The following is a 13435-nucleotide window of genomic DNA, read 5'->3' as shown; positions in this document are numbered from 1 at the left end:
AGCTACAACGCCTACGGCCAGATCACCAACGACGTGGACGAGTTGGGGCGGGTCACGCGCTATGAATACGCCGACGACCTGCACCTGGTCAGCCGGCGGATCAACCCCGACGGCAGCGAGCTGAAGTACCGCTACGACCACGCTCAACTGTTGCTCACCGAGATTGAAAACGAAGTCGGCGACCGCTATCGGCTGGACTACACGCCCACCGGCTTGATCCGTCAGGAAACCGGCTTTGACGGGCGACGTACGGCGTACGCCTACGACCTCAACGGCCAGTTGCTGGAGAAAACCGAATTCGGCGATGACGGCTCGCAGCTCGTCAGCGCTTATCAGCGCGACAGCGCCGGCCGGTTATTGGTCAAAACCCTGCCGGACGGCAGCAAGGTCGAGTATCGCTATGACGGGCTGGGGCGGCTGGTCAGCGTCGACGACGGGCAGGACCACCCGCTGGAGTTCGAGTACGACGCCCATGACCGGCTGATCACCGAGCATCAGGGCTGGGGCACGTTGCGCTACGGCTACGACGCCTGCGGCCAGCTCCAGCACTTGCGGCTGCCGGACAACAGTCGTCTTGAATATCACCGCGCGCAAGGCGGGGCGCTGACGGCCATTGACCTCAACGGTTCGCGGCTGACCGCCCACACCTTTGTCGGAGGCAGGGAACAACAACGCCAACAAGGCCTGCTGCACAGCGACTTTGCCTACGACGAGCAGGGCCGTTTGCACGCCCACGCCGTCCGGCAAGCCGAGCGTCCGCTGTACCGCCGCGATTATGCCTACAGCGCCAACGGCAACCTCGCACAAGTCAACGACACCCGTCACGGCGAGCGCCACTACCAGTACGACCCGCTCGACCGCCTGACCGGTGTTCGCCACGCCCGCGATCAAGACCCGGAAAACTTCAGCCACGATCCGGCCGGCAACCTGCTGATCCACGACCGCCCCGGCCCCTGGCACCTCAAGGGCAACCGCCTGCTGCGCCACGCCGACCGGCATTACGACTACGACGCCTACGGCAACCTGATCCGCGAACGCCGCGGCCAGGCCGTCACGACCTACACCTACGACAGCCAGCACCGCCTGACCGGCTTCACCGCCGCCGACGGCCGCGAAACGTCCTACCGCTACGACGCCTTCGGCCGACGCATCGCCAAGACCGTCGACGGCCAGACCACACAGTTTTTCTGGCAAGGCGACCACCTCATCGCCGAAAGCAGCCAAACCCACTACCGCAGCTACCTCTACGAACCCGGCAGCTTCCGCCCCCTTGCCCTGCTCGACGGCAAAGGCCCAAAACACGCCTGCCCGTTCTACTACCACCTCGACCACCTCGGCACCCCGCAGGAACTCACCGACTACAGCGGTGAAATCGTCTGGTCGGCCAAATATACGGCCTACGGCAAGCTCAGCCAGTTGAGCCATGGCGGCGGCGAACAACTGGAACAGCCGCTGCGTTTTCAGGGGCAGTACTTCGACGCCGAAAGCGGACTGCACTACAACCGCCACCGCTATTACCACCCGGATACGGGGCGCTACCTGACGCCGGATCCGGTGAAACTGGCGGGCGGGTTGAACGCGTATCGGTACACGCCGAATCCGACGGGGTGGGTGGATCCGTTGGGGTTGAGTGGGAAGTGTCCGGGAAGCAATAAAAAAGGGCGATTAGGTTGTTCTTTACCCGATGACGTAAGCAAAAGCTCCGTGAATGACGGAGCTCCAATCCTTCCTAAACCGTTGTCAAAAGAAGAGGCTAAACGCCAAGTCTTTGCATGGGAAAAAGAATATAACATGCACAGTGTTGCCAAGCATGGCCCTGATATATCCGATGCCGCACTGAAGCAGCGATCAATAGATGGTTCACATCCAACGAGAAGGGGGCGAAGGGGGGAAGTTAATGCTAGTTCGCAGTTTACTTGCTGGACTTTACAGTGTCAGGCGATCGGTTACGCTATTTCTAAAATGGATAAAGATATACCTGAGCCGACCGGGTACGACAATAGAGGTAATCCAGTCGTTAGAGTGAAAATACCTGGAGTAGGACGAGGTTATAAACCGAACGATAAAGATCGGAATAATCCGAAGTATGTTGAGGCTATGAATGAAGCCGAGGTAAGGTTTGACAAAAATAATGTTAAACGACCATTCACTGCGTTTCCGAGAAAGGGAGGATAAAAATGAGGTCGCCGTTCAAAAATGTAGAACTGTCATGGGAACCTCAAATTTCGTATTTGTTGGCTGGTTTAGATCTAGATAGTTGTGATGATGAAGTCCGAGAAAAAATGAAGACTTATAATCCGAATTGCTCTTCTGATAGGTCTGAAATTGTTAGGTTGTTTGTGTTGCCAGCTTTGGAGTATTTGAGTTATAGACATCGTTTTGCTCTATTAGAATTGCTTGAGGCTTCCTTGGCTAATAAAGGGTTTGATTTTTCAGTGCAATTTGAAACTGACTATGACGAATGCAGTTCCACAGTCTGGGATGAAACCGAAATAGAAGACCCTCGTGGTTTTTTTGAAGAAGTATTTAAGTTGGCAGGCGAGCAATGGAAAGATGATCTCCAGAAGGCAAGCTTAGAGGACCAATCAACCTGGTAACGAGGGCTTAAAAAATTACGGCCGCCATCGAAAGTTGGCTCGCTTCTAAAAGATTGGTGCGATTTCCAAAATGGTACATAACTTTGTAGGAGCAAGCTTGCTCGCGATGACGTCCGATCGGTCAGCGCTGCCCCGTCAGCCTTACACCTTCTGGCTCAGGCGCAGCCAGACTGTCTATCACATGCACGCTATACCCCGGCACATTCTTCGCGTGGTGTTTAGCCTGTGAGGCCATTTCCGCCAACTGGCTGGCATCGATTTCCCCACAGGCTTCTGGATGCAGGTGCACCACGCCGATGGACAGCGAAAGCAACGGGAATTCCTGGCGCACGCCTTGGCGATTGGGGGCGATGAAGCAGCCGGCTTCGAGGTGTTCGGGGCGGTAGAAGCGGCGGCACTGGCTCTGGAAGTCGTCCAGGAGCTGGTTCAAACGTTTGCCCCAGTCTTCCGGGCCGAGCACCAGCAGGAAGTCATCGCCACCGATGTGGCCAACGAAGTCGCGGGACGGGTCGACGCGGTCGTTCAGGCATTGCGCCAGGCACAGCAGGACTTCGTCGCCGCGGCCGTAGCCGTAGATGTCGTTGAAGGGTTTGAAGCTGTCAATGTCGACATAGCAGATCACTGATTCGCGCTTCTGCTGCAACAGCCGCGTCAGGCATTGCTGGATCGGCACGTTGCCCGGTAACAGCGTCAGCGGGTTGGCGTAGCGAGCCTGCTGAATCTTCAACTCGGTAATCAGCTTGAGCACATCGATCACCCGTCCCAGGCCCAGATAGCCGCCGTTGAGGGTGATGATGAAATCTTCTTCGATGCGTTGCCTGGCGCGGCTGGTGATCAGGCGGCTGACCTGTTGCAGCGACTGGCTCATCTCGACGGCCAGGAAGTCATCGTTCATCAAGCGGCTGATGGGTTTGCGGGCGAACAGATCAGTCGCAAACGGCTTGAGCAGCGCGTCGGAGAGGGAATGCCGATGGACGATGCCGCAAGGCTGGCCGTGTTCGTCCAGCACCGCCAGCGAGTTGAGATTGGCCTGGCGCCGAAAGGCTTCCAGTACCGTGGCGGTGGGGGTGTTGCGGCCCACTGCCGGCTGGTCGTTGAGCAGGGCGCTGAGGTCGCTGACTTCATCGTTCAATGCCACGGCGGAGCTGTCCTGTCTTGGCATCAGGGTCCGGGCATCCTTGGGTGGATGCTCCTGTGGACGGCACAGCAGATAGCCCTGAACCAGATCGACGCCCATCTCGGTCAACACTGCCAGTTCTTCCGGCAACTCGATACCTTCGGCGATCACCTTCGCCCGCGAGGCCTTGGCGATTTGCAGGATCGAACCGACGAACTCGCGTTTGAGCGCATCCTGATGAATACCGTCGATGAAGTGCCGGTCGATCTTCACGTAATCGGGTCGCAATTCCGACCACAAGCGCAAACTCGAATAGCCCGCCCCCAAGTCATCCAGGGCAATCGAAAAGCCCATCGCCCGATAGTGATGCAGGGCGGTTTGCAGCAACTGGAAGTCGTCGATCGGTGTTTGTTCGGTGAGTTCGATCACCACCTGACTCGGCGGGATACCGAAGTCCTGCAGCAATTGCAGGGTACGACCCGGTTGATGAGCGGCTTCGAGCAGGGATTCGGGTGACACGTTGAGGAACAGCTTGCCGAGTAATTGCTGTTCGTTGAAACGTCGGCAGGCACTCTGCCGGCAGGCGATTTCCAGTTCGCTCAAACGACCGGCCTGGCGGGCGACGGCGAACAGCGCGATGGGGGAGTGCAGCGGGCTGTTCGACGGGCCACGGCTAAGGGCTTCATAGCCGAGAATTCGTCGCTCAGAGAGACTGATGATGGGCTGGAACAGGCTGTGCAGGCCGCCTTGAGTCAGAATTGAGCTCAACGCACTCAGCTGTTCGGTCGTGGTCATGGCGATCTCTGGCGATAAAAAAAGGGCTGGGCGTGCTCTCGGTAAAAGAGAACACGCCCAGCCCTGTATTTCACGACAGATTGATGACTGTATGATGACGCTCCGCGGAGCGTCAGCATTAAATTGCCATCATTTGCGGATAAAGACTCAGTGCTTGGCCACCGCCGTGTTGAGCTTGAGGTAGTCCAGCAGGATGCGCCCGGTTTCGCTCAGGTAGGCATCGTCTTCCGGCTTGGTTTTGTCTTGCTCGGCCGCGATAGCGTCTTCGTCCTCTTTCTTCAGCTCTTTGAGCGGTTCTTCGCCCTTGGCCTTGCGACGGATATTTTCCATGGTCAGTTGCTTGGCTTCGATGTCGGCGTGTTGGGCGCGACGCTCGGCTTCGTTGAGGCTGACGGTTTTTTCGTTCATCAGCTTCTGGGCGAGCGCCAGCTTGTCACGGATAAACACGAACTCGGCGTCTTTGGCCGTACGCACGTCATGATCGGATTTGAGCTGGGAAATGTACGGCTTGAACGGGTCGACCGCAGGCTTGATCGCCGCACGGATGGTGTCCCACGGCATGGCTTCGGGCAGGGCGCTTTCGCCGATTTCCTTGGTGTCGATGATCGACGGGTAATCGATGTCCGGCAGTACGCCCTGGTGCTGGGTGCTCTGGCCGGAAACCCGGTAGAACTTGGCCAGGGTCAGCTTCAGTTCGCCATGGTTCAGCGGTTGAATGGTCTGCACGGTGCCTTTGCCGAAGGTCTGGCCGCCGATGATCAGCGCGCGGTGGTAGTCCTGCATGGCGCCGGCAAAAATCTCCGAAGCCGAGGCGGACAAGCGGTTGACCAGCAACGCCATCGGGCCTTTGTAGAACGCACCCGGGTTTTCATCTTCCAATACATCAACGCGGCCGTCGGCATTACGCACGAGCACGGTCGGGCCTTTGTCGATGAACAGGCTGGTCAACTCGGTAGCCTCTTGCAAGGAGCCGCCGCCGTTGTTGCGCAGGTCGATGACCACACCGTCGACTTTGTCTTTCTGCAACTCGGTCAGCAGTTTCTTGACGTCGCGAGTGGTGCTCTTGTAGTCCGGATCACCGGCGCGGAACGCCTTGAAGTCCAGGTAGAAGGCCGGAATTTCGATGACGCCGAGCTTGTAGTCCTTGCCATCCTGCTTGAGGTTGAGGACTGACTTTTTCACGGCCTGATCTTCAAGCTTCACCGCTTCACGGGTGATCGGCACGATTTTGCTGGTCTGGTCGTTCGGCGCATTGCTGGCCGGAATCACTTCCAGGCGCACCACGGTGCCTTTTGGACCACGGATGAGCTTGACCACTTCATCCAGGCGCCAGCCGACCACGTCGACCATTTCCTTGTTGCCTTGGGCTACGCCGATGATCTTGTCGGCCGGTGCCACCAGCTTGGTCTTGTCGGCAGGGCCTGCCGGCACCAGACGCACGACTTTTACCTGGTCGTTATCGCTCTGCAACACGGCGCCGATGCCCTCGAGGGACAGGCTCATGTTGATGTCGAAGTTTTCCGCGTTATCCGGCGACAGATAATTGGTATGCGGGTCGTAGGACATGGCGAAGGTATTGATGTACGCCTGGAAGATGTCTTCCGCGCGGGTCTGGTCCAGGCGCGCCAATTGGTTCTTGTAGCGCTTGGTCAGGGTTTCCTGGATCTGCTTGGAGTCCTTGCCGGCGATCTTCTGGCGCAGGACCTCGTCCTTGACGCGCTTGCGCCACAGGTCGTCGAGTTCTGCGGTGGACTTGAGCCAAGGGGCGTCCTTGCGGTCGATCAGCAAGGTTTCCTTGGTGTTGAAGTCCATTTTGTCGACACCCTTGTTCAACTCGGCAAGGGCAAAGTCCAGACGCGCTTTGACGCGATCCAGGTAGCGCTTGTAGATGGTGAACCCGGCGTTGAGGTCGCCGCTTTTGAGGAAGTCGTCGAACTGGGTCTTCCACTTGTTGAATTCGGTAATGTCGCTGGCCATGAAATAGCTGCGCGACGGGTCGAGCAATTTCAAGTAGCTGTCGTAGATGATCACCGAACGCGCATCATCGAGCGGCGGTTTGCTGTAGTGGTGGCGCTTGAGCAGTTCCACGACATTCAGACTGGCGATGACTTCGTCACGATCAGGTTGAAGCTTGTCCCAGCTATTGGCTGCGAAAGTATTGCCGGACATCGGCAGCAGGCCGATACCGATGAAAAGGGCGAGGGCGGTGCTGGGGAACAAACGCTTCATGTTGATTCGACGCGGGGACAATTGATAACGCATATTAGGCCGTCTTTGAAGTCGCCGGTTCCACAAGGGCCGGTCGCATAATGCAAAAAGCCCGGCGCTACAGCTTCGGGCTCAGTCCAGACTCACTATGGAGGCACTGTGAAAGCATTGCAAGGCGTTGACGGTCAAGTGGAGTGGGTTGAAGAGCCGAGTCTTACGTGTGATGTAGGACAAGTGCGCATTCGAGTGGCGGCAGCGGGTCTCAATCGCGCTGATTTATTACAGAAGGCAGGGCTGTATCCACCACCGCCAGGGGCCAGCCAGGTGCTCGGTCTAGAGTGTTCAGGGGTGATCAGCGAGGTCGGCGCCGGTTCGTCCTGGCACGTCGGCGATCGGGTTTGCGCCTTGCTGGCCGGGGGCGGGATGGCCGAGGAAGTGGTTGTCGACGGACGGCACGTGCTGCCGGTACCCGACGAAATGTCGCTCGCCGAAGCGGCTGCGTTGCCGGAAGTCTATGCCACGGTGTGGTTGAATTTGTTTCAGCTCGCTGCGCTCAAACCGGGTCAGAAAGTTCTTCTGCACGCCGGAGCAAGTGGAATTGGTTCAGCTGCCATTCAGCTGTGCAAGGCATTCGGTAATCCGTGCTGGGTCAGTGTCGGGTCCGCCGAACGGTTGGCCTATTGCGAAAAGCTCGGCGCCCAGGGCGGTGTGGTTCGCACCGACGATTTGGAAAGCCTGCGGGATCTGGGTCCGTTCGATGTCATCCTCGACCCGGTAGGGGGGCATTACTCCGCGCTGAACCTCAAGTTGATGGCGCTGGATGGTCGTTGGGTGCTGATCGGGTTGATGGGCGGTCGTGAGGCCAAGCTGGACCTGGCGCAGGTGCTGGCCAAGCGAGTGCAGCTGTTGGGTTCGACCTTGCGCAGCCGCGATGATCAGTTCAAGGCCGATCTCTTCAGCGATCTGAGCCAGCACGTATGGCCATTGTTTGCTGAAGGTCGATTGAGCCCGCAACTGGCCAAGACTTTCCCGATCAAGGATGCCGAAGCGGCGTTTGCGGAGTTGGCGAGTAACACGGTGGCGGGGAAGTTGGTGTTGGTGATCGACGAAAGCCTCACCTGACAACGTTGAAACCTGTGGGTGCCTTTGTGGCGAGGGAGCAAGCTCCCTCGCCACAGGGGATCGCGGTTACTTCCAATTGTGGATCGGCCAGCCGGCCTTTTGCGCCTGCTCGAGCAGCACCGGGTCTGGATTGACCACGTGGGGAAAATCCACCTTCAGCAGCAACGGCAAATCATTGCGTGAGTCGGAATAGAAACTCGCGCCTTCAAGATTTTCTTCTTCCGCATCCAGCCACTCCAGCAGCCGGGTGATCTTGCCTTCGCGATAGGTCAGGGTCCCTACGGTCTTGCCGGTATAGGCCCCGTGCGCCACCTCCAGCTCAATCCCGAGAATTTCGTCGATGCCCAGTCGCTCGGCAATCGGTTTCACCAGGTGCGTGCCTGAGGCCGAGATCACCAGGATCCGGTCACCGGCCTTGCGATGGGCGGCGATGGTTCTGGTCGCGTCGCTGAAGATGATCGGTTCGATGAAGTCTTCCACCCACGGGCCGACCAGATGCTCGACTTCCTCGGGGGGGCGGCCGATCAATGGCTCCAGGCTGAAGGCCATGTAGTCTTCCATCGCCAGGTGACCCCGGCCGTAGGCATCCATCAATTCCTTGTCGCGACGCAGGAAGGACTCGCCGTCGACCCAGCCGAGGCGGACCATTTGTTCGCTCCACAGCGAGGCGCAGTCGCCATGGATCAGGGTTTCGTCCAGATCAAAAATTGCCAGGGCCATCAGTGCAGTTCTCTCTTCAACGTCAGCAAGGTTATCAGGCTACCTCACAGAGAGCCGTCGGATCGATGGAAAGTGCCAGGCGCTGACCATCGGGATGCAGATCGGAGGCCGAGCGGTTGAGTACATCCACCACGAGTTCCACGCCGCGGGCTTCGATGCGGTAGCGAATCACGTTGCCCAACAGGCTGTGGCTGCGTATTTGCGCGTCGAGTTCACCGTTGAGGCTCAGTTCGATGGCTTCCGGGCGAATTGCAATTCGATGATTGATCGGCCGCTGCAACAACTTGGTGGCGCTCTCGGCGTCCAGCAGATTGTAGTTACCGATGAACCCGGCAGCGAACACATCGACGGGCGCGGTGTAGAGGGTTTCAGCATCGCCGCTTTGTACGATTTTTCCCTGATTCATCAGGAAAATCCGGTCGGACATGGTCAGGGCTTCTTCCTGATCGTGTGTGACGAAAATCGTAGTCAGGCCCAGTTCGCGCTGGATCTGACGAATCTGTTCCCGCAGGTGTTTACGAATCCGCGCATCGAGTGCCGACAGCGGTTCATCCAGCAGCAGCAGGCGAGGCCGGGTCACCAGCGAGCGGGCAAGGGCCACCCGCTGGCATTGGCCGCCGGACAGTTGATGCGGATAGCGGGCGGCAAAATCATGCAGCTCTACCAGTTTCAAAACGTCGGCGACGCGCTTTTGGCTGTCGTCGGCATTGACCTTCTGCATGCGCAACCCGAAGGCGACGTTCTGTTCCACGGTCATGTTGGGGAACAGTGCGTAACTCTGGAACACCATGCCGATCCCGCGTTTTTGCGGGCTCAGCGGCACGATGTCGACCCCGTCGAGCAGGATCTTGCCGCCATCCACGGGCGTCAGCCCGGCGATGCAGCGCAGCAGGGTGGATTTACCGCAACCGGATGGTCCGAGCAGGGTGACGAATTCGCCTTTCTGGATTTCGCAGTTGATGTCGCTGAACACCGTGGTGCCCGCGTAGTTTTTCTGAAGATGTTGGACGCTGACATAGCTCATTCGCTTTTGTCCCTGTTCAAGATATTGGCGATCCAGGTCAAGACCAGCACAAAGAAGAAGTAGGAAATCACCAGCGCACTGGTGAAGTGACCGCTGCTGTTGCGCATGTTGTTGAGGTAGACCTGCAGGGTTTCGTAACGGGTGCCGACGAGGATGTTGGCGAACACGAACTCACCGAACAGGAATGAGAACGACAGCAGCAACGCCACCATCAAGCCCTTGCGCAGGTTCGGCAGCACCACGAGGAACGCAGCCTGAAAGGTGCTGGCGCCGAGCAGTTGGGCGGCGTCCATCAGGTCGCGCAGGTTGATCGCTTGCAGGTTGTTGGTGATCGCCCGGTACATGAAGGGCAGCGCCACGGTGAAGTAGCAACCGATCAGGATCCACGGTGTACCGACCATCGCGAACGGTCCGGAACCGTAGAGCTGCAAGAGCCCCACCGACGACACCACGGGCGGCACCGCAAAGGGCAGCAAGATCAGGATGTTCATCAACGCATCGAGTTTCGGGAAGTGGTAATGCACCACGAACAGCAGCGGCAGAATCAGCACCACCGCCAATACCAGGGCGCCGACGCACACCAGCAACGATTGACCGAATGCGCTCAGAAAGCGCGGATCGCTCCACAGCTGCGCATACCACTTGATGCTGAAACCGCTGGGCAAAATGGTTGCCGACCAACTGCTGGAAATCGAGTAGATAAACGTACCGAGCAGCGGCATCAACATAATCGCAAACAGCAGGTAAACCACCACGCGATGGTAGATGCCGGCAGGCCCCAATTCAGCGCGAGACATGGTAGCTCCTCTTCAGCAGCAGTTGATGGACGATGGTCACCAGGGTCATCAACGCCACCAGCACGACGGCCAGGGCACTGGCCAGGTTCGGGTCAAGGGAAATGTCACCCGAGACCATCGCCGCGATACGGATCGGAAGCACGTTGAAGTTGCCGGTGGTCAGGGCGTACACCGTGGCGTAGGCGCCGAGGGCGTTAGCCAGCAGGATCACGAAAGTACCGAGTAGTGCCGGGGTCAGCACCGGCAATCCGATGTGCCGCCAGAACTGCCAACCGTTGGCGCCGAGCAGCGCGGCGGACTCGCGCCAGTCTTCGCGCAGGGCATCGAAGGCGGGGTAGAGCAGCAGTACGCCCAATGGAATCTGGAAGTAGGTGTAGAGAATGATCAGCCCGGTTTTCGAGTACAGGTTGAAATCCTCAATGATCCCGGCCTGCTTGAGCATGATGGTGAAGCTGCCGTTGAAACCCAGCAAAATGATGAAAGCAAAGGCCAGGGGTACGCCGGAGAAGTTGCTGGTCATGTTGGCGAATGCGTTGACGAAGTTGCGCAGTTTCGAGTCCACCCGACGCAGGGAATAGGCGCCGAGTACCGCGATGATGATGCCGAAGAAGCTGGACCAGAAACTGATCTCGAGGCTGTACTGGATCGCCTGCAAGTAAAACTTCGAATTGAATATCTTGGTGAAGTTGGCCAGGCCCCAGCCGAACTCTTCAGACTCCAGGCTGTTGATCATGACCCACATCAGCGGGGCAATTTCGAACACGATAAAGAACAGTGCGAAGGGCACCAGGCACAAGGCCGCCAGCCATTTCCCGCGAGTGATGGAATTCACTTGAGCAGCTCCCTGCACACTGGTTTGTCGTGAGGGACGCCCAGCAGCTGGCAGACGGTGCCGCAAATTTCCGTCTGTTTCGGCGCGGCATGGGCATCGAAACTGAAGGCATCGCCGAGCACGAACAGCGGTACTTCGCGTTCCTCGGGCAGCAGGCCGTTGTGGGAGCGGTCGTTATTCATGCCGTGATCGGCGGTCACCAGCACCTGATAACCGGCGTCGAGCCAGCCTTGCAGACAGTCGGCGAGGTAAATGTCGGCAAAGCGTGCGCTGTTGCGATACTGCGGGGTATCCAGGCCATGCTTGTGCCCGGCGTCATCGATGTTCATCGGGTGGACCAGCAGGAAATTCGGCGCATGGCGCAGACGCAGGTTTTCGGCGTCGGCAAACAGATGCGAATCCGGGTAGTGATCGCTCCAGTAGAAATGCCCGTACTGGATGGGTAACTCGGGGTTGTCGGTGTGACGATCCCGGGCGTCCACGAACGGCGAACGGTTGTATAGCTCGCTGACCCAGTGATAGGCCGCCGCGGCGGTTTTCAGACCGGCATCCCTGGCGTAGTGGTAGATGCTGCGCTGGTTCGACAGGCGTGAGACGTTGTTGTGAACGATGCCGCTTTCGATGGGCGTGACGCCGGTCAGGATGCATTCGTAGAGTGGGCGGGACAGGGCGGGTAACTCGCACTCCAGTTTGTAGAGCGCTGCGCGTCCTGCGCCAACGTACGCCTGCAGGTGCCCCATGGCGTGTCGGGCGACTTCGTAGTTGAGGCCGTCGAGCACGACAAGGATGACGTTGTGTTTCATAGAGGAGGAACTCCGTGGGTTCTCTCAAACCTGCAGGAGCCGGCTTGCTGGCGATTGGATCACCATGGTGCCCAGTGGGACCGAGGTGTCTGAGATCGCCAGCAAGCCGGCTCCTACAGATGAAGCATCACTTCATTTCGACAAGGACTTCTTCGTTCCACTTCTGCGGCAAGGCCTTGGAAGTTTTCTCCCACGCATCCGCATCCTTGATCGGCGTGACCTTTTTGTACTGCTCGTTCGGCAGCAGTTTGGCTTTTACGTCATCTGGCAGCGTGATGTGCTCGGCACGGATCGGACGGGCGTTACCTTTGGCCAGGTTGATCTGGCCGGCGTCGCTGAAGATGTACTCGCGGGTCAGCTTGGCGGCGTTCGGGTTCTTGGCGTATTTATTGATGATGGTGGTGTAACCGGAGATCACCGAGCCATCGGACGGAATCAACACTACGTAGTCATCCGGGTTGGCCATCTTCGCTTTGTAGCTCAAGCCGTTGAAGTCCCAAACCACACCGACTTCGATCTCGCCTTTTTCCATGGTGGCGATGGTCGGGTTAGCCATCGACAGACGACCCTGTTTGGCGATATCGGCAAACAACAGCAACGCAGGTTGCAGGTTTTTCTCGTCGCCGCCATTGGCCAGTGCTGCTGCCAGGACACCGTTGGCCGCCTGGGCCGCGGTGCTCACGTCACCGATGGACACTTTGTATTTGCCGGACTTGAGGTCAGCCCACTTGGTTGGCACTTCGGAGCCGTGCAGCAGCTTTTTGTTGACGATGAAAGCGATGGTGCCGGTGTAAGCCAGCGCCCAGTTGCCGTCCTTGTCTTTGGCCCAGTCCGGTACTTGATCCCAGGTGGACGGTTTGTACGGTTGCACCACACCTTGCTTGACCGCGATCGGGCCGAAGGCGGCACCGACGTCGCCGATGTCGGCACTGGCGTTGTCTTTTTCCGCGGCGAACTTGGCGATTTCCTGAGCCGAGCTCATGTCGGTGTCGATGTGTTTCAGGCCGTATTTCTTGGCCAGGTCGTCCCAGGTGCCTTTCCAGTTGGCCCAGTCATCGGGCATGCCGACGCTGTTGACTGCGCCTTCCGCTTTCGCAGCGGCTTCCAGGGTTTTCAAATCATCAGCCGCCATGGCGGCGGTGCAAATGGCAATGGTCGAGCCTAACAGTGATGCCAGGAAAAACTGTTTCATTCCGAAGCTCCTTGGGTCGTGTTCAACGCTGCGATTGCGGTTTGTGTTGGTCTAGGTCAGCAATACCTGAGCCAATTTAAGGGGGCTGGATGACACTTTGATGTCGTTCGTCGCCCGACTGGCGTTTTATTTGCCCGGTACTGACGGCTGCCAAGTAAGCGTAGACCATAGGTAAAGGCCCGCAGAGCAAGGACTTGGCCGATGTATTGCAGCGTTTTTAGTGCACTG

11 protein-coding genes are annotated in these 13435 nt (G+C 58.2%); 3 read left to right on the top strand and 8 right to left on the bottom strand.

Annotation, left to right across the window (positions count from 1 at the left end; all coding sequences use genetic code 11):
- A partial coding sequence (locus M5G20_RS22325; RefSeq protein WP_273920914.1) for an RHS repeat-associated core domain-containing protein occupies nucleotides 1-2175 on the top strand: 2175 nt, incomplete at its 5' end.
- Nucleotides 2176-2177: 2 nt separating this feature from the next.
- Nucleotides 2178-2597, top strand: coding sequence for a hypothetical protein (locus M5G20_RS22320; RefSeq protein ID WP_273920912.1), 420 nt, complete (start codon nucleotides 2178-2180; stop codon nucleotides 2595-2597).
- Between the two features lie 121 nt (nucleotides 2598-2718).
- Here the strand turns inward: M5G20_RS22320 and M5G20_RS22315 are convergent, their stop codons facing one another.
- Together M5G20_RS22315 and M5G20_RS22310 are read right to left on the bottom strand one after the other, a co-directional pair.
- On the bottom strand, nucleotides 2719-4509 hold the full coding sequence (locus M5G20_RS22315) for a bifunctional diguanylate cyclase/phosphodiesterase (RefSeq protein WP_273920911.1): 1791 nt from the start codon (nucleotides 4507-4509) through the stop codon (nucleotides 2719-2721).
- 147 nt (nucleotides 4510-4656) lie between these two features.
- Entirely contained in the window at nucleotides 4657-6738 is a 2082-nt protein-coding gene (locus M5G20_RS22310) for a carboxy terminal-processing peptidase (protein ID WP_273920909.1), read from the bottom strand.
- Nucleotides 6739-6876: 138 nt separating this feature from the next.
- Between M5G20_RS22310 and M5G20_RS22305 the strand changes: the two genes are divergently transcribed.
- Complete coding sequence (locus M5G20_RS22305) at nucleotides 6877-7839, top strand: zinc-binding dehydrogenase (protein WP_273920908.1); 963 nt, start codon at nucleotides 6877-6879, stop codon at nucleotides 7837-7839.
- Between the two features lie 66 nt (nucleotides 7840-7905).
- Here the strand turns inward: M5G20_RS22305 and M5G20_RS22300 are convergent, their stop codons facing one another.
- The 6 genes from M5G20_RS22300 to M5G20_RS22275 form a co-directional block, all read right to left on the bottom strand.
- Nucleotides 7906-8559 carry an HAD family hydrolase gene (locus tag M5G20_RS22300; RefSeq protein WP_273920906.1) on the bottom strand — a complete coding sequence of 218 codons (654 nt, stop codon included), beginning with the start codon at nucleotides 8557-8559 and terminating at the stop codon, nucleotides 7906-7908.
- 34 nt (nucleotides 8560-8593) lie between these two features.
- Entirely contained in the window at nucleotides 8594-9583 is a 990-nt protein-coding gene (locus tag M5G20_RS22295) for an ABC transporter ATP-binding protein (RefSeq protein WP_273920905.1), read from the bottom strand.
- Nucleotides 9580-10380, bottom strand: coding sequence for an ABC transporter permease (locus M5G20_RS22290; RefSeq protein WP_075948774.1), 801 nt, complete (start codon nucleotides 10378-10380; stop codon nucleotides 9580-9582). The genes M5G20_RS22295 and M5G20_RS22290 overlap by 4 nt, the downstream gene beginning before the upstream one ends.
- Nucleotides 10367-11212 carry an ABC transporter permease gene (locus tag M5G20_RS22285; RefSeq protein ID WP_273920904.1) on the bottom strand — a complete coding sequence of 282 codons (846 nt, stop codon included), beginning with the start codon at nucleotides 11210-11212 and terminating at the stop codon, nucleotides 10367-10369. The genes M5G20_RS22290 and M5G20_RS22285 overlap by 14 nt, the downstream gene beginning before the upstream one ends.
- Complete coding sequence (locus M5G20_RS22280) at nucleotides 11209-12015, bottom strand: alkaline phosphatase family protein (protein ID WP_273920903.1); 807 nt, start codon at nucleotides 12013-12015, stop codon at nucleotides 11209-11211. Before M5G20_RS22280 ends, M5G20_RS22285 begins: the two co-directional genes overlap by 4 nt.
- A 127-nt stretch (nucleotides 12016-12142) precedes the next feature.
- Entirely contained in the window at nucleotides 12143-13207 is a 1065-nt protein-coding gene (locus M5G20_RS22275) for an ABC transporter substrate-binding protein (protein WP_273920902.1), read from the bottom strand.
- Nucleotides 13208-13435 lie beyond the last annotated feature (228 nt).

The sequence above is a fragment of the Pseudomonas sp. TNT2022 ID1044 genome (assembly GCF_028656895.1).
GTDB classification, from domain to species: Bacteria; Pseudomonadota; Gammaproteobacteria; order Pseudomonadales; family Pseudomonadaceae; genus Aquipseudomonas; species Aquipseudomonas reinekei.
This window is presented reverse-complemented; position numbering and strand designations above follow the sequence as displayed.